This window comes from Methanobrevibacter sp. TLL-48-HuF1 (assembly GCF_023617305.1).
Classification (GTDB): domain Archaea; phylum Methanobacteriota; class Methanobacteria; order Methanobacteriales; family Methanobacteriaceae; genus Methanocatella; species Methanocatella intestini.
Genome location: NZ_CP081485.1, coordinates 1,002,446 through 1,025,728, shown reverse-complemented (window position 1 = coordinate 1,025,728; position 23,283 = coordinate 1,002,446). Strand labels below are relative to the sequence as shown.

The following is a 23,283-nucleotide window of genomic DNA, read 5'->3' as shown; positions in this document are numbered from 1 at the left end:
TAAAAAAAGAAAGTTTATGATTTGTCATAAACTTTTACAGCTTCTTCAACATCATTATAAAGTCCAAGAGCTGCAAGAGCACCAACTTTTCCTTGGTCTCCTGTAACAGCTATTAAATCAATACCTAATTCTTTAGCTGTAGCTTCAGCAGTTTCAATATCCATCATTCCAGACTTGGTAGCTATTGAATACTGTCTTAATTTTTCAGGAATTTCTAATCCTTCTAAAACTGCAATTGCGGTTTTATCAGATAATGTATCTCTTTTAAGAATTTCTACAGTTCTTTTGATTAATTCTTCTTTTTTATCTTCAGGCACTGCAAAAGTTAATGCAATTGAAACGCAATTTTGTGTTTTGTGTGGGTTATGGGGATATAACTGAACAATAATGTGATCCAAATATTCAAATCCTTCATTTTTAAGTTCAACACCTAAATTATGAGCCATTGTCCAGGTAGCACCAGCATCTTTAATATCAGTGTCATCGACACCAATAACTACTTTTTCAAGTTTAGGGGTAACTACTCTGGCTCTTCCTACTTTAGAACCTCCCCCTTCTTCAAGAAGTTCAATGTATTTAACACCTTCGCCCATTCCTCTACACATTCCAGCACCTACACCAGCTCCAGCAAGGCCTGCATGAGTTACTTTGACTTCATCTCCATCAACAATAATCTCATCAATTCCTGCTGCATTAAAACTAGCTTTTAAATCAAGTGGAGCACAACCTATATGGCATGAATAAACATGTTTGTTTCCATCTCTGTATGCAGAATCAATTAAATCACTGTTGTTTTTGTATTGGTAAAGTAACCAGTGTGATCCTGAAATACAAGGGTGGAATTCAACGATTTCGACTTTATCTCCATCTACCATTGTCAATACTTTTTGGTAGGGTGCAATCCAGGGGTCATTAAATTTTTCTTTTAACTGATCAGGTTTTAGAATTTCCATGTAATCATCTAAATTTCGTTTAATCTATCGCACATTTTAATAGCTGCTTCAACAGCTCTTTTACCGTAATCTACACGTTTGTGTGCATCTAATCTTGTCATACCTGGTCCGCTGATTCCTAAAGCTACTGGTTTTTCGTATTCTAAGGATAAGTCAGCTATTTTACGGGATGCATGCTGTGCTACAATTTGGTCGTGGTCTGTAGCTCCTTCAATTACTGCTCCAAGAGTGATTACTGCATCAATTTCATCTTTTTCAAGTAATTTTTTAATAGCTAATGCCATATCAAATACTCCAGGAACGGTTACTACCTGTGTAATTTCACAGTCTCTGGATTTAGCTTCTTCTTTAGCTAAACCTAACATCATCTGAGTTATGTCATAATTAAATTCAGCGACTACTGCGCCTATATTATATTTTGCCATTTTTAAGTCCTCCAATTAGATAACCATTAACATAAAACTTGCAACACCACTTAATACCATAATTAAGATGATAAAAAGTGCAGCTGCTCTTTTTTTATCGATTTTCATATTATTTTCCTCATTTAGATAATATTATAATTTAAGATTTTTATTATTATTTAAATTTTCTTTTAATTTTTCTTAACTTTTCAGTAGCCTTCCAACTATTTGAATTTAATATTTGGGAATTAATATTTTCTAATTCACTGATTTTATTTTCATATTCACTGTCTTTTCTAAACTCTTCTTGGCATACATCAATTAATTCGGATATTTTTTGGGTTAATTGTATTAGTCTTTGATGATAGTACTCTTCTGGATTAATGTCATTATTCAAAACATTATTTTCAATATTTAGTTTGTCTTTTACAATATTTTCAATGGCTGTTTTTCCAGAATCAATATTATTTAATTTGGATTTGTAATCAATATCTAAGTTGTCCATTACACTTTCAGATTCACAAACTCCCCAAATTGAACTTCCACTGCCTTTATAGTCGGAGATTTTTGAAGGCAGATAGGGATTAATTTTAAAATTGCCTTTTTGGCTGTCTTCAACAAGCAAAACATCAAATTTTGTTGTAAGGTTTAAAAATTCTAAAAAATCAACTGAAGGGTTTAAAATAGTTTTTTCATATATTTTTGAACTTAATACCTGTTGAAATAGAGTTATAGATGATGTAAATATGTGTAAACGAATTTTATTTCTTATATTTTCATTTAAACTATCAAATGCATTTATAAAGTCTTCAAAATGTCTATTGCTGTATATATCCCCGAAATATGCTAAATTTAAATAGTTATTGTCTATATTATAGCTACTTTTAAAAGCATAGTAATATTTCATATCTAATGTGGGATGGGAGCTAATTTTAGCTTTTTTATTAACAATATCTTTAACATCATAGGGATTGGTGCTAATCATAACCTCTTTCTGATTTTTATTGGTAAAGATTATCTCATCACACAATAAAAAGGTTAAATACTCACAAATGCAGTTTATATCATCATTAACTGATAAATTCAGATTTAATTTTTCATTAATTCTTCCAATGTAGTCTTCATCTTCAATAGCTACACTTAATTTGTCTTTTCCGAAGGCGTAAATTAATGGATCTGAAAATTCTGCACGCCAATAGGTTTCAGGATGGGCTAATTTATATTCAATCGCTAAAAAATGTGAATGGACAAAATTGGCTCTACTGTAAATTTTATCATAGACTTCTGCATTGTCTAAAGCAGCCATTGATTTTTTTACAAAGTTTTTAATATTTTCCCAGCCAGTGGAAAAATTGCTTTCAATTACTATTTTATTTATTAAAAATTGATTAACAATATTTTCAAGTGTAAAATCTTTATCCAATTCATCCAGACTTCCACAAATAACATCTACATTTTTTTTCTCAGTTAAAATTCTTTTAGCTACTGTATTGCTTGTTGCAGTGTTTGTTGGGCTAAAAGCATAAGATATTATTAATTCTCTTTTAGGATTATCTAATTTGGAGATATCTTCATTTAAATATTTAAATGGGAAAAAATCAAAGTTATAACTATTTATATCTTCCAATACTTTTTTATAATCCTCAGGATGTTTTTCCAAGTATTGATTTATTTTAAAAACTTGTCCTCCAGTTAATGTTTTTAAAAAACTGGTGACTTCTATTTTTTTAGCTCTTTTTAAATTCTTATTAATTTCATTAATTACTTTTAAACGGTCTGTAACATTAAAATCATAAGATAAAGGCATTCTTGAAATAGAATTATCTCTTAGCAGACGATAATAATTGGCACCTTGGTTTTTATCAATTATGTAAAATTCAAAGTCATAATCTACATAAAGTTGAATATAATAGGCGATATCAACACCATTTTTTAAATCAGGATTAAAAGAGTATTTTTTTACAATATCAGTTGGAACTAATTTGTCTGTTGTAATTGTAAGCATTTCTCTTAAATTATCATAAGGATTTTTGAATAATCCTGATTTTTCTAATTTGGGAGTTAAATAAGAGTCTCTGACTTCACCGCTATTTTGATCAACATCATAAAAAGTTCCAATAACTATACGGTCTTTTTTAGCATATTCATACATTTTTTCAAAGTAATTATAGCTGATGTAGTCATCATCATCAATAAAAATAGTGTACTCTTTATTTATAAGTTCAATTCCATGATTTCGAGCATTAGATACTCCGGGGTCACTATAAGTTAAAATAATATTGATTTGAGGATTTTCCTCCTGGTATTTTTTAATAATGTCTGGTGTTGAATCTAATTCTCCGTTAACAATAAAAACAGCTTCAAAAAGATTTGGATTAATGGTTTGGTTAATTAAAGAATCCAATAATTTAGAAATAAACGCTTCTCCCTTGTATGTTGGGATAATGGCACTTATGCCTTTTTCTAAATTAGATTCTTTAATCATATGATTTCCTCTTATAATGCATTTTTAACAGCTTGTGCTACTTTCATGGTAGTTGCACTGCCGCCTAAATCACCAGTTAAGGTTTTACCTTCACTTAATACTTTTAAAATAGCAGCATCAAATTTGTCAGCAGCATCATTTTCACCAAGGTATCTAAGCATCATAATTGCTGAGAGCATCATAGCTATTGGATTTGCTTTTTGCTGACCTGCAATATCCGGTGCTGAACCATGAACAGGTTCAAATAAAGCACCATCTGCTCCAATATTTGCTGATGGAATTAAACCAAGTCCGCCAACAAGTCCTGCACCTTCATCAGATAAAATATCTCCAAATAAATTGGTAGTTACAACAACCTGGAATTCCTGAGGCTGTGTTACAAGATACATTGCTGTTGCATCAACGTAAAAGTCTTCAGTATCAATATCCGGATATTTTTCGCCGACTTCGTAGAATATTTTTTTAAATAATCCGTCGGTTTTTTTAAGAACATTAGCTTTGTGAACTGCAGTAACTTTAGTTCTGTTGTTGTCCTTTGCATATTGAAAAGCATAATCAATAATACGTTCTTCAGCTTCTCTTGTAATAACACGTTTAGCTATTGCACCATCTTCGGTTTCTTCTTCCTGGTCTGCAATGTATAATCCTTCTGTATTTTCCCTTACAATCATAAAGTCAACATTTTCAAATAATGATTTGGTGTTAGGATAAGATTTGACAGGTCTTAAATTAGCAAACATTTTCATTTCCTGACGGATTTTTACAATAACATCTGCTGCAGTTTCTCCGGCAGCTCCAAATAAACATGCATCAGAATCCCTTACAATATCGATAGTTTCCTGAGGAAGAGGTGTTCCATGTTCTTCATTGCATTCGTCACCTGCTATACCATAAATATAATCAAAATCAACATCTAATTCGTCTAAAACAGAGATTGTTGCTTCCATAACTTCTTTACCTATTCCATCACCTGGAATAACAGCTATCTGATATTTATTGTCTTTTTTGTTTGAGGTACTCAATTAAACCACCTTTTTCTAATATTTCTAACATAAATGGAGGTAATTTTTTAAATGTAATTGTTTCTCCATTTTCGGATGTTATAGTTCCTTTATCCATGTCTACTTCTATTTCTTCTCCATTTTCTACAAGTTTACTTATACCTGGAGCTTCAAGAAGTGGAACTCCAACATTTGTAGCATTTCTGTAAAAGATTCTTGCAAATGATTCAGCTATTACTGCAGCTACTCCAACACCTTTTAAAGCTATTGGGGCATGTTCTCTGGAAGATCCGCATCCAAAGTTTTTGCCAGCTACAATAAAGTCACCTTTTTTGCATTTTTCATTAAATTTATCATCTAATCCTTCCATACAGTGTTGGGATAATCTTTCTTCATTTGTATAAATTAAATATCTTCCTGGAAGGATAATGTCAGTATCAATATCGTCTCCGAATTTCCAAACAGTTCCTTTCATATTCTCACTCCGGTGCAACAATTCTTCCTTCAATAGCTGAAGCAGCAGCTACTGCAGCAGAAGACAGGTAAACTTTTCCATCTGGACTTCCTTGTCTGCCTTTAAAGTTTCTGTTAGATGTGGAAAGGCTTACTTCTCCAGGTCCTATGATTCCGGTATGTCCTCCAAGACATGGACCGCAGCATGGAGCAGATACTAAAGCTCCTGCATCAACAAATATTTTAAGTAATCCTTCATCAAGTGCTTTAGAGTATACTTCTTTGGAAGCTGGAATAACTAACATTCTGGTTCCTTTAGCTACTTTTTTACCTTTTAATATTTTAGCAGCATCTCTTAAGTCACTAATCCTACCATTGGTACAGGATCCGAGGAATACTTGGTCAATTTCCTGATCCACTTCACTTACTGCTTTAACATTGTCTACATGGTGAGGACAGGCTACTTGCGGTTCCAACTCACTTACGTCAATATCAATAATATTAAGTGACGGAGCATCTAAGTCAGTTTTAAATACTTTATATGCTTTGTTGGAACGGCTTTCTACATAATCAATAGTTTTTTTATCAGGTTCTACTAAACCAGTTTTTCCACCCATTTCAATAGCCATATTTGTTAAAACCATTCTGTCAGAAATGCTCATATTTGAAACAGTTTCTCCTGCAAATTCACAGGCTTTATATGTTGAACCGTCAACGCCTACCTGGCCGATAATATTTAAAATAACATCTTTAGCATAAACATTATCTTTTAATTCACCGGTGATTTCAAATCTGTTGGTTTCAGGTACTTTAAACCATAAATTACCTTCTGCAAATACCATAGCCATATCTGTAGAACCAATTCCTGTTGAAAACGCACCTAAAGCTCCATGAGTACAGGTATGTGAATCTGCACCAACAATAACTTCTCCAGGAACAACATGTCCTAATTCTGGAAGAATCTGATGGCAGACTCCTGCATTAACATCATAAAAGTTTTCAATTTTCTGTTCTTTAACAAATTTTCTCATTATAATATGATTGTTAGCTGAGTCGATAGAATCAGCTGGAACTTGATGATCGAATGGTATTACAATTTTTGACGGGTCCCAGACTTTAGTAGCACCAATTTTCTCAAAAGATTGTACTGAAAGAGGTCCGGTTAAATCATGAGTCATTGCAACATCAATATTGGCGATAACAATATCTCCAGCCTCAACTTCGTCTTTACCAGCTGCTTTAGCTAATATTTTTTCAGACATTGTTTTTGGCATATTTTTAAACCTCACATATTAATGATAAATATATAGATGTTTGTACTATATAAACTATTTTAGAATGGGGCTTTGTTTATTTTTTTTTCAAAATTTCATTTTTTTTTATTGAATATTAAAAATAGAGTATAAGTTTTCCCATTGATTTGTTATATCTGTATTAGTATAAGGTATTCCGTCTAATTTTTCAACTAAAACATCACATTGCTTGCATAATTCTAAGTTTTTTCTGCTATTTTCTTTTTTATAGAGAATTTCACGTATTTCTTTAGCTTTTTTACCATTCCAAATATCTACAAGTTTTGCAGTGTTTAAATCTCCTAAAATAACTTTTCCAAAAGGATCACAACAGCATAATGGGACTTTACCATCTGGTTGAACAACTATTTTGTTAAATGGTAATAAACAGGATGATTTTAAGGTTAAAATTTCATTTCTGTTGTCTGACTGCCCGCCTCTGCTTGTTAAAATTTGATTTTGAAGTCTTAAATCAATTAAAACTTTCTTTTTAAGTTCGGGATGTTGGATACAATAGTCAAAAATTTCTTTTACTGGTTCAATAAGTTGTATGTTATCATTATAGTTATCAATAACTATTAAATCCAAATTTTCGGTTAAATCAAGAAATTTGTCTATTGTTAATAATGTACCATTTGTATATAGGTAAATATAGCTATTTGGAAGCTCTTTTCTAGCATATTCGGCATAATTATAGATTTCTTTATCAAGCAATGGTTCATTATTGGAATGGAGTGCAATAGCTCCATCATAATTAATTTCTTTTAGCTCTTTGATTATTTTTTCAAACAGTTCTTTAGGCATTTTTTTATATTCTCTAGGGTCTTGATTCTTGTTAACAGGACAAAAAGAGCATGTTCCGTTACATCTGTTAACAGTTTCAATTTCTATATTGTTAAATAATGGATTAGGAGTTGTTTTCATAAAATTATCAATTAAATTATAGATGTTCTGAAATATTTCTTCATCTTTTTGTTTGGTTTTTAAATTATAATCTGTTTCTTCAGTATTTTCAACTTTTGAAACTTTTTTATTTGTTGATGGTTTTTTTAATTTATTTATTAATTTTTTAATATTGTTTGAAAACATAATCTTTAACCCCTTTTGTTTAATGCTTTTGTTTTTGAGGTATTTTTATTTTTTGTGGAATGTCGATTTATTAAAAACTTTAAATATTATGTATAATAAAATACTGTTCATGAATAACTCATTCTTTGGACGATTTAAAAAAAATGATAATCAGGTTATTGAAGAACAACCTCCAGTTTGGGAGGATAGGATTTTTTGGGTAGAAACCTTGCAAAAGATTGCATTTCCAGTATTAAACAATCTTAAAAAGGAGTCTCTTAAGAAAAACATGTCTATTGAATCATTTAGCTCTGAAAGCAATAAATTTGCTCATCTTGGGGCATTTTCAAATGTTTTTAATGGAATTGCGCCGTGGTTAGAATTGGGACCTGATGAATCTGAAGAAGGTAAAATTCGTGAAAAGTATATTGTATTAACTTTAAAAGCTATTAGTAATGCAGTAAATCCAAATAGTAAAGATTATATTCTTTTTACAGAGCCTAAACAATCTTTAATGAGCATGGCTTTATTTGCTCAAGGTTTACTTAGGTCCAAAACTCAAATATGGAATAATTTACCAATGGATGTTCAAGCTAGAGTTATTTACGAACTTAAAAATACAAGGATAATTGCACCATTTGAAAATCACTGGCTGCTATTTACTTCCATGATTGAAGCTACTCTTTTAGAATTTACTGGTGAATGTGATAGGGAACGTTTAACTTATAGTATTCGTAAATTTAGAGATGAATGGTATCTTGGAGATGCAATTTATGCAGACGGTCCTGAATTTGATGTAAATTACTATAACAGTATTTTTATTCATCCTATGCTTAATGATATTTTAAAAGTAATGAGAAAATATGGTATTAACGAAGGAGAGTTATTGGATGTTCAATTAATGAGATCCAGCAGATATGCATCTCAATTAGAACGTATAATTTCTCCAGAAGGTACATACCCTCTTTTAGGAAAATCAATGGCTTATCGTACAGGAATTTTCCATTTATTAGCTCAAGCAGCATTATTTAAAATATTGCCAAGAAATATGGAAACATCACAGGTTAGGTCAGCTTTAACTAAAGTGTTAAGAACTCAATTTGGAGGCCATCAAAACTTTGATAATAAGGGATGGTTAACTATTGGATTAAATGGCTGCCAAGCTGAAATTGCTGAAAAGGATATCAATACAGGCAGTCTTTATGGATGTTGTGCAATATTTTTACCTTTAGGTTTATCTTTCAATGATTCATTTTGGGTAGGTCCTTTTGAAGAATGGACTACTTTAAAAGCTTGGAATGGTAATCCAGTAGAACCTGATCAATCAATTGATTTCTAATTTTTCTTTTTTTCTCTTTTTATTGTTTTTAAAGACTAAATAAATTTCCATAATTGTAAAGCTTAATGTCTTCAGGTACTTCTTTTATTATATTTTTAGTGTCGAATATAATTGCTTTTTCCATGTTTTCTTTGATTAAATCGTAATCAAGGTCTTTAAACTCATCATGGTCACATAATATTAAAATAAGGTTTGCATCTTTGGTAGCCTGCTTTAAATCAACATATTCTTCATTGGCTACATGGGGATCACAGATGCTTATTTCATAGTTGTCTTCTTTTAATTTAGCTATTATCTCATATGCCGGACTTTCCCTGTCATCACCAGTGTTTCCTTTATATGCAACTCCTAAAACTGCTATTTTGCCATTTGGTGTTATTTTTTTAACATTTTCATATACAAATTCGGGCATTGAGTTGTTGGTGTCTCTGGCTAGTTTTATTATTTTTGCATATTCCGGTGCTTTTGAATAAATGAAATAAGGGTCAATAGCTAGGCAGTGTCCTCCAACTCCAGGTCCTGGTGAGTGCAGGTTTACTCTTGGATGTTTATTTGCCATTTCAATTACATCCAATGCATTTACTCCTATTTTAGTACATATTTTTGTAAGTTCATTAGCTAGTGCAATGTTAACGTCTCTAAAAGTATTTTCCATACATTTGGATAATTCTGCAGTTTTTGCTTCTGTTTTCATTAATGCACCTTCAACAAACTGACCATAAACTTCACTGGCTTTAATTGAGCATTCAGGGGTTATTCCACCTACAATACGATCATTATGTACTAATTCATACATGATTTTTCCTGGAAGGACTCTCTCAGGGCAATGGGCAAGGTATAAGTCTTTTCCTATTGTGTAACCGGCTTTTTCAAAAATAGGTTTAACATAATCATCCATAGACATTGGAGCTATTGTAGATTCAACAATTACAGTATTTCCTTTTTCCAAATAAGGAAGTATGGATTCACATGCACTGATAACATAACTTAAATCACATGTGTAATTTTCAGCAATGTATGGTGTTGGCACAGTTATTATAAATGCATCAGCTTTTACAGGTGTTGTTGAAGCAGAATATACGCCTTTTTCAACAGCTTTTTTAATTATTTCACCAATTCCAGGTTCTTCAATATGAATTTTTCCCTGATTTAAAGTTTCAACAACCTTTTCATTAACATCTACTCCAACAACTTCACAGTGATTTTTTGTAAAAAGTGCAGCTGTTGGCAATCCGATGTAGCCTTGTCCAATAATACAAATTTTCATAAATAAAAAGCCCCTTTTATTTTTCAAATAATTAAATATATTATGTTTATTAATATAAATAATATTTAGTTTTTATTAAATAAAAATAGGGATAATTATGAAAGTTTTAATTACAGGATCTAATGGGATGTTAGGTCATGATTTGACAGATGTTTTAAATGACAAACATGAACTTATACTTACAACATCTAAAACATTGGACATTACTGATAAAGAGCATACAGTTGAATTTATAAAAGAAAATAAACCTGATATAGTTATAAATTCTGCAGCATACACCAATGTTGACGGATGTGAAGAAAACCAGAAACTGGCTTTCAGTGTAAATGGGGAAGGTGTAAGGAATTTGGCTATTGGATGCAGGGAAGCTGACTGTCCATTAGTCCATATCAGTACAGATTATGTTTTCAATGGCAAAAATGACACTCCATGGGTTGAAGATGATGAAATTGGTCCTATAAGTGTTTATGGAAAAAGTAAACTTGAAGGTGAAGAGGCTATTCAGGAAATACTCGATAAATTTTTTATTGTTCGTACAGCATGGTTATATGGAATTAATGGAGGCAATTTCCCAAAAACAATGCTGGAACTGGCTAAAACACATGATGAATTAACAGTAGTTTATGATGAAGTAGGAACTCCGACATACACTCTGGATTTAGCAGAAGCCATTGGAAAATTAATAGAAACTGATTATTATGGTATTTATCATATTACAAACTCCGGAAGCTGTTCATGGTGTGAATTTGCAAAATATATCTTTGAAGTAGCAGAAGTGGATGTAAAAGTCACTCCGGTAACAGCTAGTGAATTTGCAAGACCTGCACCAAGACCTAGCTATTCAGTTTTAAATAATAAAAGATGGGTCGATAATGGTTTTGAACCTTTAAGAAGCTATAAAGAAGCTATTAAAGATTATCTGTTTTGTTTAAAAAAATAAAAGAGAATTAGTTAATTCTCTTAAGATATTTTTATTGTGTTTCCTGTTTGGAAGTCGTTCCAGTAGGAAGTTATGATGTATTCACCGGCCATCAGTCTGATTCCTAATTTGGCAATACCGTTATTGTCTGTGAGTTTGTGGTAAAATACTCCGTTTACATTAAATGATACATTTTGGTTAGCTATTGGTTTGCCTTGACCGTCTAATGTTTGTGCAGTGAAGCTGCTTCCGTCCAGGTATTTCATGTTTAAGTTTTTAGTAATTAATGTCGGCAATACATTGACTTTGTTTCCTATACTTAATCCGTCAACCATTGTGGTTATTATGTATTCTCCAGGTCTTAAAGAGATTCCCAGGCTTGCAATACCGTTTTCATCTGTTTTTTTGTGGTAGAATACACCGTTGATGTTAAAGGTTACTTCCTTGTTTGCAGCTAATGATCCGTCCTTGTTGTAGATGGTTGTCTGGAATCTGGAAGCATTCAAATAGTATTTAGTTAAATCATTTTGAACAATCAGTGATTTTACAGTAATATTATTACCTGACTGCTCACCAGTAACAAGGTTAATTGCTGTTATAACATATTTGCCGGGATTTAAGTTAATACCCATCATAGCTATTCCTTTATCATTGGTGGTTTTAGTGTAAAAGACACCATTGATATTAAACTGAATATCTTTGTTTTTAAGAGGATTTCCCTGTGAATCAGTAAATATAGCATAATACTGAGTATTGTTTCTAAACATTTTAACAACGTCCAATCCTTTAACTGTCGGTTCAATAGTAACTTTCGCCTGCCTGGTTATCGGAGTATAGTTTAATAATCCTTTAAAGTTAACAGTTACTGTGTATATTCCACTGTCCAAGCTCAATCCTAAACTTACAACACCTTTTTCATCTGTTGTTTTAGTATAGGTTTTTCCGTTAATTGTTATTTCAATTGCAGCATCTCTTATAGGATTTCCCTGTTTATCAGTTAAAGTAGCTATAAATCTTGTACCGTCATGATAAATCATTTTAACATCAGGAGCATTTAAAATAACATTATACTCAACAGATTTGATTTCAAAAGTTCCGTTGTCAGTAGCTCGAGAAATTTTATCAGTTCCTTTATATGTTGCAGAATATGTGTATTTGCCCTCTGGAAGTTTATCAAAGCTTCTAAAACCAACACCATCAGTTATTACTATTTTATAGAACTCTTTATTAAGCTCTAAAGTTACATTACCTGTAATTGGTCTTCCATCTTCTGTTTTAAGAGTTGCACTAAATATTATTTCATTTTCACCTATTTCAACATTAACTTTCAATATACTTCTTGTTTGATTGATTACAAGTATTTTAGTTGTATTGGAACTTAAATAATTATTATCTCCATTATAATATGCATTTATGGTGTATGATCCACTTGTTAATGGTGAAATTAACCATGATGCATTACCGTTGCTGATGGTTTTATTTCTTGGTGAATATAATCCTAAAATTCTAAATGTAACATTACCTGTAGCATCATCATTTACTACTGCATATATTCTAATATTTTGGCCTTCTATGATTTCTGAAGTTATAATGTTTATATTTGAAGGTGCTTTAGCTATTTTAAATTCTTTGGTGTCAGAGGAGCCTTGGTAAATATTGTTTCCGTTGTAGGTTGCTTTAACATTTTTATTTCCTGCATTGACTTTATTGAATGTAACTTTGGCTACTCCGTTTACTATTTCAACAGTTTTTGAGTCATGGTCAATAGTAAAAGTAACGTTTCCATTTGCACCGCTTGTAATGTTGGCTGTTATAGTAATGGATTCACCATAGATACTGTCTTTAATTGTATTGATTGTAATGGAGGATAATGAGTTTTTAATATTGAATTCAACTTCTTTTGTGTTATTGGTATAGTTGGAATCTCCTGAGTAAATTACTTTTAATGTATGTTTTCCTAAGGTTAAATTAGCTATTTCAACACTTGCAGTTCCATTTTTCAATGTTTTACTGTAAGTTTTACCATCTATAACAAATAATATAGTTCCTGTTGCATTGGCAGGTAATTTAACAGTAATTACTTCAGTTTCTCCGGCTAAAATGTCTTTAATGTCAATATTTAAATCTGCTGGTTTTACAATAATTTTGTTTTTGGCTGTAATTCCATTGAATGTTGCTTTAAGGATATATTCTCCTGCTTTTAAATTTAAATTAAGATAACCTAAACCTTTAGAATTTGTCATTACTGTGTAATTTTTGTTATCTATGTTTATTTCAACTTTTGTATAGGTGTAAGGATTTCCTTGTTTGTCTGTTAAATTAAAGTGATATATTGAGTTATCCTGCTCTTTGATTGTTAAATTCTCACCAGTTAATATAAAATCAATGCTTGTTATGTTTATTGTGGTATTCCAGCTTGCAGATTCAAACTGTTTATCTCCAAGGTATAAAACATAAATGTAATTGCTTCCTTTTGTGAAATTAACATTAAATACAGCTGTTCCGTTTGTGAGAGTTAATTTATAGAATTCTTTATTGATATAAACTCCAACTTCGCCGGTACAGGTGTTGGGATTAGTTTTTACATTGATGATTCCGGTTAAATCATTGTTATATGTAATATTTACAGTTAGATTGCATGAATCTCTTAGAACTTTAAATGTTGTTGTTGCAGTTGATGGGGCGTATTTGGAGTCTCCGGGATAATAAACAGTTACATTATAACTTCCGCTAGTTAAATTGTGTAGTGTAATGTTTGTTACTTCTGATTTTAAAAATATTGTAGTATTTATGCCATTTACACAGAGTATAGCTTCTCCGCGAAGATTGCTTGGATTTACAGTTATTGTAGCTGTTGCATCTTCTCCAGCTTTAACATCATCTACATTTATTGTTAAATTAGTGTTAAATTTACTTACTTTAAAAATTGTACTTGCATTGCTGCTTTCATAGTATTTTGAATCCCATAAAACAACTGTAAGGTTATATTCTCCAACAGCAAAGTTTTTAAGTGGAATTGTAGTTTTTCCGGCATAAATGTAAATTATTTGTTTAAGTTCTCCATTGATGTAAAAGTAACCTTGTGTTTGGGAACCTTCAGGTTCAAGATTTATAATTAGTTCTCCGTTTTGCCCGATTTTAACTTCAGGTGCAGTAATATTTAATGTAGTTGGATGTTTATTTACAGTATAATTGCAGTAATAGAAGACTTTAGCATAATCTGAGTCGCCTTCGTAAATTATTTTAATACTATAAGTTCCAGGTGTTAAATTAGTGAGTGTTAAATTAGCTAATCCATTAGTTAAGTTTATGGAATATTTTTTATCGTTAATAATGACTGTTACATTTCCAGTTGGGATGTGTGTGTAGTTTCCGTTTACTTTAATTTTAAATATTGCATCTTCACCGTAGATAATGTTGTTATTGAAATCCACATCTATTTTTGAAGTTTCTTTTCCAACATCAAGAATTATTTCTTCTGTGTGTCCTCCTAAATTAGCATAAACTTTGTATTGGCCTTTTTGAGAAGTGTAATTATATTCTAATACGGTGGTTCCATTTATTAAAGGTTTAGTTATATTTACTTCTTTTCCATCAATTATAGTGGTAAATGTAACATTCATTTCAGGAAGTAAGTTATAATCTGTAAATAGTTTTCCATTAGCTAGTTTTAAATCTACTTTAAGTTGAATAGTATCTCCAATTTTTAAAGATTTATATTCTGGTTTAAATGTGAATATAAGATAATTGCCTATTTCAGTGTTTGAATCTTTTGGATAAGGATTAGTATTTGTACAAAAATAGTTGTAATCCATATTTATAGTACCTTCATTAAATAGGAATGCATATGGGTCTGTTGGGGTAATGTAGTAAACATGTGTTTTTACAGTTAAATGTTTTGTATTTATGAATATATTGTAAAATGCATTTAAAGTACCTTTATTATAAATATTAAATGCTCCTGAAAGATAATAGAAATCGTTATCTCCATTAATGTTGTTGTCAAAGATTGTTTTATTAATTGTTAAAATACCTGAATTTTCTATTGCGCCATAAAAAACTTTATTTGCATAGTTTTTTATTGAGTAAATTTTATTGTTTTTTATTATAGAATTGGTTATTAATAAGTTACCTGTTTCATCGTTATGTATTGCTCTATATCCAGTTATATTGTGGATTATAGTTTTGTTTAAGGTCATATTTCCAGTATTTTCAATTGCAGATCCGTAGATCTTAGTATTGCCTATTGATGTTTTACTTATTGATGAATTTAAAAGATACATGTTCCCTGCATTATATATTCCTCCACCTGCAGTATATGTTATGGCACCACTTTGTGTTGCTTCGGAAGTTGTTATCATAATATTTGTGGCATTTAAATCTCCTATATTATATATTCCTCCTCCATTGTTTCTTGTTTTTGAGTTGCTAATGTTTGTATTTATTATAATTAATTTCTCAGTATTTAATATGGAACCACCATTTCCAATTGAAGTCAAATTATTAAAATTTGAATTTTCAATAGTTCCAATTCCTGAGTTATAGATTGCCCCCCCAGTTTTTGTTTTTACATTGTTAAATGATGTATTTTTAATTTTAAAGTTTCCAATATTATATATAATTCCTTTATCACTTCCAAACCATCCAAAAGATCCAAAATAATCTGTAGGTGCAATATAAGAACTAAAATAACCCTGATTATTAGTAATATCCATGATATTTCTGAAACTTGAATTTTCAATTATCATTATATTTGAATTATGAATTATTGATCCATCTACACTTTTTATAGCTTTTTCCCTATATGACTGATATATATAATTATTTAATGTTTGATAAGTGGTATCATTTATTATCTGATTTATTTGAAGTTTTGTTTTATTTTCAAAAGAAGTATTAGTAATATTTATTTTTCCATTGTTTTTAATAGCTCTAAATTCAATATTTGTAAATTTTGAGTCGGCCATGGACAGTATACCATTTTCAGTATTATAAATTATTCCTATCCAGGTTATATTCTTATTTTTCATTATTATTTGATTTGGAATGTAAATATTATTAAATTTACAATTTGTTATATGTAATGTTCCTGCATTATAAATTAATCCATTATTTGTATTTTTGTTTAAATTAGTTACTTTGGGGTGTTGGTAGATAGAATCAGTGTTAAATAATGTATTAGTTAAATTTAGCATCCCAGTATTATTGATTGCTCTTCCAAGGATATTTTTAAATGTACAATTTATTAAATTAACTTTTCCTTCTGTATTTATGCTGTAACCTGTGGTATTTGTGATTGTTAAATTTACAAAAGTAACTTCTGCATTATTTGTTATATTGAAGAGGCTTTCTTTTTCAAATCCATTAAGAGTAACATTATTTCCAATTATTGTAACGGATTTATTTATTATAATACTTTCATTGGTGTCATGGATTATGTTAAAATTAGATAGGTATATTGTTCCTTTATTTTCAACTAACTCTAATGCCTTTTTAATAGAATTTATGGAATTTGTCCAGCTAATATTGGATTTGATTGTATTGTCTATAATTATGTTGTTATTTGTTAAATTTATTAATTGTAAATTGTTTAATTTTTCAAAAACAAGAGTATTGGAATATATTCCAAATGCATACACTTTTAAAATACTTTTATCTTGCACATGGTATGGAAAAGTTATATCGAATGTGTAATTTCCAGGTGTGGTATAATGTTGGTAAGGAGGTAGGTTTAATTCGCTTAGGTTTTTTTGTTTTATGATGGTGTCATTTTCATAAATTATTAAAGAAGTTTTGTTAAATTCGTCTTCACCCATTGTAAATTTGCCGGTTACATGAATATTTACAGTTATATTTCCCGTTTTGTTAAAATCATTTGTGTTATTAACTGTTATTGTAAGTTCAATAGACGAATATCTTGGACCGATAAATATGTTGTCTCCAATTTTATCTTCGGGTTTGATTTTAAAAAGTGCATTTTCTGAGTTATAATCATTTTTAACAATATTTTTGCTATTCTGATTCGATTCATCAATATCTGTCGAGCTGTCCTCTTCATAAATTTCAACATTGTTGATGTTAGGTTGATTTAAAGTGGCAGTTGAATTATCCTCAGCATTAACTGTGGTTAATGCTATAAAAAATAATCCTAGAATCAACAATATTAAAATTATTTTTTTTCTATTTTTCACAAAATTCCTCTCCTTATTATTTATATTAAATATATTAACAACTTATACTATAAATTTTATTTGATTTATAATCAGCACATATTGTTCCATAAATTTTATGAGATTGTTTATTTTTTTTTTAAATTATTAAATATATTTTACGTATATTGTTATTTTAGGTAATTTATAACTATATTTATATACTATGTTGATAAATAATTCAATTAGTTAAGACTTATTTAATAAATATCCAGTTATATTTACATTTGTTTTTTTTAAAGATGATTGGTATTGAATAATTTATTGAGTTTACTTAACTAGCATAATTTAATTGGGGGATTTAATATTAAATCAAACTATAAATATATTTTAATCGCTTGTTTAGTGATGATTTGTAGTATTGGTGCTGTTAGTGCAACTGATTTAAATGATAATTCTACTGTTGAAGTTACTTCAAGTGTAGATGATTGTATTTCAGTTGATGAAGCATCAATTATTGATGTTGGACAAAATCAGGAGGTGGCTAGTACAAGTGCAGCTACTTGGGATGAGTTAAAAACAGCTTGTCAAAGTAGTGGTGATAAAGTTATTACTTTAACTGGTCAGTCTTATAATGCAAATAGTCAAATTGTTTTTGGAAATAGTGCTACTATAATAGGTAGTTCTGATACTTATATCACAACTAATAATCCTAATCTTATTCCATTTTTTAATTCTAATTCTAATCTTAATATTACATTTTTAAATGTGAATTTTAAAGATAGTAATTGTAAAATTTTTATCCAGTCTGCTGGAAATAATGAATTAAATAACTGTATTTTTTCAAATATTACTACTGGTGCTGGTAAAACTTCTGTAGTTTATAATACTCAAGGCTTAATGAATCTTGACAACTGTACTTTTACTAATTGTCATACACAATATGGTACTATAACTAATTATGGTAGTAATGTTCGTATGAATGTGGATAATTGTAATTTTGTAAATAATAATGCAAGTGTAGAACCTGGAGCTATTAATAACTGTGGTATTTTAAATGTAACCAATTCAATGTTTGTTGGTAATAATGCTACTTGGTGGGCTGGAGCAATTCACACTCATTCTAATGCTCAAACTCGTATTAGTGGTTCTAAATTTATAAAAAATCATGCAGGATGGAATGGTGGAGCATTATTTACTTACAGTAAACTTGAAGTATATAATTCCACTTTTGATGAAAATATATGTGATACTACTACTGGTGGTGGAGCTATAGGATCTTATAATTTCGGATCTTCTTATAATATCACTATTGAAAATTGCAGTTTCAAAAATAATAAAAATACTGCAGTTGATGGAAATGGTGGAGCAATTACTGCATTAAATGGGGGATATTTAAATGTCCATGGTTCTAATTTCACTAATAATTCAGCAGGAAATGGATTAGCTATTTGTGCATTTAATGCAAACTATCCTAATGCTACTGGTGGAGTTCCATTTTTACAAGTGTATAATAATACTTTTAATAATCATTGGTCTAATATTACTGAAAACACCGTACAAATTTCTGCTGGTAATTACACGTTTGAAAATAATACTTTTATTAATTGTAATCAAACCATTAGAGGTGTAAATAATACTTTTATTAATTGCACTCCAGAAGATTCTAATTTATTAAAATCTTTAAATATTCAATCAATTAGATTAAACCAACCAATTGTAGCAAACCCTGATGATAATGTTACAAGCCCTCAATGGGCTATGACAGGGCATGATGCTCAAAATTCCGGACAATCTCCATATAATGGTATTAAATCTTTAAAAGTTCTTTGGAGCAATTCATTAGCTTTAATTTCAAGCCCTATTATAGATGAAGAGGGTAATATTTATGTTGTTTATGGCAATACTATTTCTTCTTTTTATAATAATGGTACTTCAAGATGGAAGGTTAATTCATGGATGCCTGCAGGTATAGCTCTTTATAATGATTATATTATTGCACCTGAATCTGGAAATAAATTAACTATTGTTAATAAAACCACTGGAAAGGAAGTTTCAGGCAATATTTGGCAATTATCAAGTGCTTTCACTCCTATTGTGGATTCAGAAGGTAATATATATGTTTCACATGAATATCCTTATAATGGTCCAGGGTCAGTGTCTGGTAGTCATTGGGTAGGAGTAGCTAGTTATAATAATGATACTACATCTCCTTCTTATGGGTATGCTTTTTCAGCAAGCTTGATAAAATTATCTAAAAATCCTAGTTATGGTAAGCCTGGAACTCTTTCAGCTCCTGTTTTAGACAAACTTGGTAATGTTTGGGTAAATACTATTGAAGGTATTATTGGTGCAAATATTAAATCTGGAGATAATATAGTTAAGATTTCAAATGCCGGTACTAGTGGACGTCCAGTTGTTGGAGACAATAATGTAGTATATTGTTTTGGTAATAATAATGTAATTTTTGCTTTAAATGCTGGAGGTATTATATGGAATACTACAGTTCCAGATGGAATTGGTAAAGTATTAGCTATTGATAATGAAAATAATGTATTATATACTGTAAATGCTAAAGGCATGGTATATAAAATTGATAGTTTAACTGGTAATATCTCTGAGTTTTATGATATTGAAAGCACAGTTTCTTCAGCAATTATGGTTGGTGCTGATGGTACATTATATTTAGGTGATGATAAAGGAACTTTCTGGATAATTGGTAGTGATGGTAAAGTATTAGATAGCTACAATTTTGGATCTGCTATTGTAGGTATACCTGCTATGGATAAAACTGGAAACATTTATATTGGTACTAAAAATACATTTTATGTATTAACATCCAAAATGGAGTCTAATATTTCAGTTGATGTACAAAATATTAATGTAGGTGACAATGCTACTATTATAGCTACTTTACCAGCTAATGCTACTGGAAATGTGACTTTTACAGTTAATAACAAAGAATATATTGTAGCTATTGAAAATGGTTCTGCTAAATTAAATGTTGAAAACTTACTTTCTGGAACTTATGAGGTACTTGTTAGATTTATGGGAGATAATAATTACTTACCTGGTGAAAATAATGCTTCTTTTATAGTATCTAAAATACCTACAAATATGATAATTGCTGTAGATGATATTAAAGTTGGTGAAGATGCTGTTATTAACATAACTCTTCCTAATGAAATTTCTAATGAATTGGTTAGTGTAACTATTGACGGTAAATCCTATACTGTTCTTATCAATAATGGTAAAGGTTCTTTAACTTTATCTAATTTGGTAGCTAATTCTTATCCAATTACAGCTAAATATGATGGAAATTACAAATATACTGAAGGTGAAAACAGTACTACTTTAACTGTTGCTAAAATGCCTTCAGCTGTAAATGTCACAGCTAATAACATCAAATTTGGTGAAGATGCTGTTATTAACATTGCTGTTCCTAATGTAGCTTTAGGTGTAGCTACTGTTGTTGTTAATGGTAAATCTTATAATGTAGCTATTGTTGATGAAAAAGGTGTCTTAATTATTTCTAACTTAGCTGCTAATGATTATGATGTAAAAGCAGTTTACTTAGGTGATAATAAATACTTATCAAGTGAAAATACCACTAAATTCACTGTTTCTAAAGTAGGTTCTTTTGTAAATGTTGCTGTTAGTGATATTAAAGTGGGTGATGAGGCTGTTATTAATATAGCTGTTCCTGATGATGCTACTGGAAATGTAACTGTAAACATTAATGGTAAATCTTATAATGTAACAACTAAATATGGTATGGCTTCTATTAAAGTAGCTGGTTTAGCTAATGGAACTTATGATGTAAAAGCAGTTTATTTAGGTGATAATAAATACTTATCAAGTGAAAATACTACTAAATTTACTGTTTCTAAAGTGTCTGATTATAATATGACTGTTGATATTGCAGATATTATTAAAGGTGAAAATGCTACAATTACTGTTACTGTTCCTAAAGACGGAACCGGTAGTGTAGTTGTAACAATAAACGGTACAGATTACAAAGGATCAGTCACTAACGGTACTGCTAAAGTTATTATTCCTGGTTTAGATGAAGGAACCTACAAAGTAGTAACCTTCTACACAGGAGATGCTAAATACGACTCCATGATAGTTAACGGAACAATAACAGTTAATAAAAACACTAAAACCACCTTAACAATGGACGATGTTGTAAAATACTTCAAAGGTGCTCAAAATCTCACAGCTAAACTTGTTGACGCATTTGGAAACCCAATAGCTAACGCAACTGTTTACTTCACAGTAAACGGCAAAGTTTATGCTAAAACAACTGATAAAAACGGCACAGCTTCCATGGGTATCGGATTAGTTCCTAACGAATACAAAGTAAATGCTGTATTTAACGGAACCAAAGACCATGATAAAGCAACAGCTAATGCAACAGTAACTATTAAAAACACTGTCTTTGGAAACGACACTACATTATACTTCTGTAACGGAACAAAATATGTAGCTAAATTCTTAGACAGCAACGGAAAAGCATTAGCAAACACAACTGTTAAATTCAACATTAACGGTGTGTTCTACACTCGCGTAACTGATGAAAACGGTACAGCTAGTTTAGGCATCAGATTAAATCCAAAATCATATGTTATAACAGCTTACAACCCGGCAACCGGTGAAGAAAGAGCTAACAACATAACTGTCATGCCAACTTTAGTAACTAAAGATCTCTCTATGAAGTACCTAGACGGCAGCAATTTCACTGCTTTAACTTTAGATGGTCAAGGTAAACCATTAGCTAACCAAAATGTATCATTTAACGTAAATGGTGTCTTCTATCACAAAGTTACTAATAAAGATGGTATTGCAAGCTTAGGAATCAGATTAATGAGCGGCGAATACATCATAACTTCCTACTGGAACGACTTCCAAACAGGAAACACAATAAAAATCAGTCCTTAAAGAGAATTCCCAATTCTCTTACTTTTTTTCTTTTTTTATACTTCTTTTATTTATAATCACAATTTTATTTTTAATAGGTATTTTAATTAATTAGAAAAAATATAATTTTAAACATTATAAAATTTATTAAAAGGGATATTTATGAAAGGAATTGTACTAGCTGGAGGATCTGGAACCCGTCTTTATCCAATTACAAAAGCAATATCTAAGCAATTAGTACCTTTATATGATAAACCAATGATTTATTATCCTATTTCTGTATTGATGCTTGCTGGAATCAAAGATATTCTAATAATATCTACTCCTAGAGATTTGCCAATGTTTAAAGAGCTTTTAGGTGATGGCAGTAGCTTAGGAATTAATTTCAGCTATGAAGTTCAAGAAGAACCTAACGGTCTTGCAGAAGCATTTATTGTTGGGGAAGATTTCATTGGTGATGATGATGTTGCTTTAATTTTAGGAGATAACATTTTCCATGGTCACAGATTTACTGAAATACTGGAAAGAGCAACCAAATTGGAAGAAGGAGCAGTAATATTTGGATATTATACAAACAATCCTGAAGCTTTCGGTGTAGTTGAGTTTGACGATGACTGGAATGTGCTTTCAGTTGAAGAAAAACCTGAAAAACCTAAATCTAATTATATAGTGCCGGGGCTTTATTTTTATGACAATGATGTAGTTGAAATAGCTAAGAATGTAAAACCTTCTGAAAGGGGAGAACTTGAAATCACTTCAGTTAATGAAGAATATCTCAATCGTGGAAAACTTAAAGTTGAACTTCTTGGAAGAGGAATGGCATGGTTGGATACTGGAACTCACACTGGTCTTTTAGAAGCATCTAATTTCATTGAAACCATACAAAAAAGACAGGGACTTTATATTGCATGTCTTGAAGAAATAGCGTATAATAAAGGTTATATTACTAAAGAAGAGCTTTTAAAAACCGCTGAAGAACTTAAAAAAACAGATTATGGACAATATTTATTTAATTTAGTTAAAGATGATTAAT

The 23,283-nt window shown here is 30.3% G+C and carries 13 protein-coding genes; 4 read left to right on the top strand and 9 right to left on the bottom strand.

Going from position 1 to position 23,283, the window contains the following annotated elements; genetic code table 11:
- Positions 1–14: 14 nt before the first annotated feature.
- The 7 genes from mmp11 to K4897_RS04815 form a co-directional block, all read right to left on the bottom strand.
- Positions 15–953: a methanogenesis marker protein 11 gene (mmp11, locus tag K4897_RS04845; protein ID WP_011954419.1), complete on the bottom strand. Its 939-nt coding sequence runs from the start codon at positions 951–953 to the stop codon at positions 15–17.
- An 8-nt stretch (positions 954–961) separates the two neighbouring features.
- Complete coding sequence (gene ribH, locus K4897_RS04840; RefSeq protein ID WP_004032619.1) at positions 962–1,378, bottom strand: 6,7-dimethyl-8-ribityllumazine synthase; 417 nt, start codon at positions 1,376–1,378, stop codon at positions 962–964.
- Between the two features lie 154 nt (positions 1,379–1,532).
- A complete protein-coding gene (locus tag K4897_RS04835) occupies positions 1,533–3,842 on the bottom strand; it encodes a glycosyltransferase family 2 protein (protein ID WP_011954420.1) in 2,310 nt (769 codons plus the stop codon).
- A gap of 11 nt (positions 3,843–3,853) precedes the next feature.
- Positions 3,854–4,864: an isocitrate/isopropylmalate family dehydrogenase gene (locus K4897_RS04830; RefSeq protein WP_250415649.1), complete on the bottom strand. Its 1,011-nt coding sequence runs from the start codon at positions 4,862–4,864 to the stop codon at positions 3,854–3,856.
- The gene (locus K4897_RS04825; protein WP_250415648.1) at positions 4,836–5,318 is read right to left on the bottom strand and encodes a 3-isopropylmalate dehydratase small subunit; all 483 of its coding nucleotides are present in this window, start codon (positions 5,316–5,318) and stop codon (positions 4,836–4,838) included. The genes K4897_RS04830 and K4897_RS04825 overlap by 29 nt, the downstream gene beginning before the upstream one ends.
- A gap of 4 nt (positions 5,319–5,322) precedes the next feature.
- Positions 5,323–6,570: a homoaconitase large subunit gene (gene hacA / locus K4897_RS04820; protein WP_011954423.1), complete on the bottom strand. Its 1,248-nt coding sequence runs from the start codon at positions 6,568–6,570 to the stop codon at positions 5,323–5,325.
- Positions 6,571–6,675: 105 nt separating this feature from the next.
- The gene (locus K4897_RS04815; protein ID WP_011954424.1) at positions 6,676–7,677 is read right to left on the bottom strand and encodes a radical SAM/SPASM domain-containing protein; all 1,002 of its coding nucleotides are present in this window, start codon (positions 7,675–7,677) and stop codon (positions 6,676–6,678) included.
- 88 nt (positions 7,678–7,765) lie between these two features.
- Here K4897_RS04815 and K4897_RS04810 point away from each other — a divergent pair, with 88 nt between their 5' ends.
- A complete protein-coding gene (locus K4897_RS04810) occupies positions 7,766–8,995 on the top strand; it encodes a DUF2264 domain-containing protein (RefSeq protein ID WP_048058686.1) in 1,230 nt (409 codons plus the stop codon).
- Positions 8,996–9,023: 28 nt separating this feature from the next.
- On the opposite strand, the gene K4897_RS04805 is transcribed toward K4897_RS04810, so the two are convergent.
- Positions 9,024–10,262 carry a nucleotide sugar dehydrogenase gene (locus K4897_RS04805; protein WP_011954426.1) on the bottom strand — a complete coding sequence of 413 codons (1,239 nt, stop codon included), beginning with the start codon at positions 10,260–10,262 and terminating at the stop codon, positions 9,024–9,026.
- A 97-nt stretch (positions 10,263–10,359) separates the two neighbouring features.
- On the opposite strand from K4897_RS04805, the gene rfbD reads away from it, so the two are divergent.
- Entirely contained in the window at positions 10,360–11,202 is an 843-nt protein-coding gene (rfbD, locus tag K4897_RS04800) for a dTDP-4-dehydrorhamnose reductase (protein WP_011954427.1), read from the top strand.
- Positions 11,203–11,222: 20 nt separating this feature from the next.
- On the opposite strand, the gene K4897_RS04795 is transcribed toward rfbD, so the two are convergent.
- On the bottom strand, positions 11,223–17,372 hold the full coding sequence (locus K4897_RS04795) for an Ig-like domain repeat protein (protein ID WP_250415647.1): 6,150 nt from the start codon (positions 17,370–17,372) through the stop codon (positions 11,223–11,225).
- Positions 17,373–17,738: 366 nt separating this feature from the next.
- Here K4897_RS04795 and K4897_RS04790 point away from each other — a divergent pair, with 366 nt between their 5' ends.
- On the top strand, positions 17,739–22,271 hold the full coding sequence (locus tag K4897_RS04790) for an Ig-like domain repeat protein (RefSeq protein ID WP_250416950.1): 4,533 nt from the start codon (positions 17,739–17,741) through the stop codon (positions 22,269–22,271).
- 141 nt (positions 22,272–22,412) lie between these two features.
- Positions 22,413–23,282, top strand: a complete 870-nt coding sequence (rfbA, locus tag K4897_RS04785; protein ID WP_019265193.1) for a glucose-1-phosphate thymidylyltransferase RfbA — start codon at positions 22,413–22,415, stop codon at positions 23,280–23,282.
- The last annotated feature ends 1 nt before the right edge of the window (position 23,283 follow it).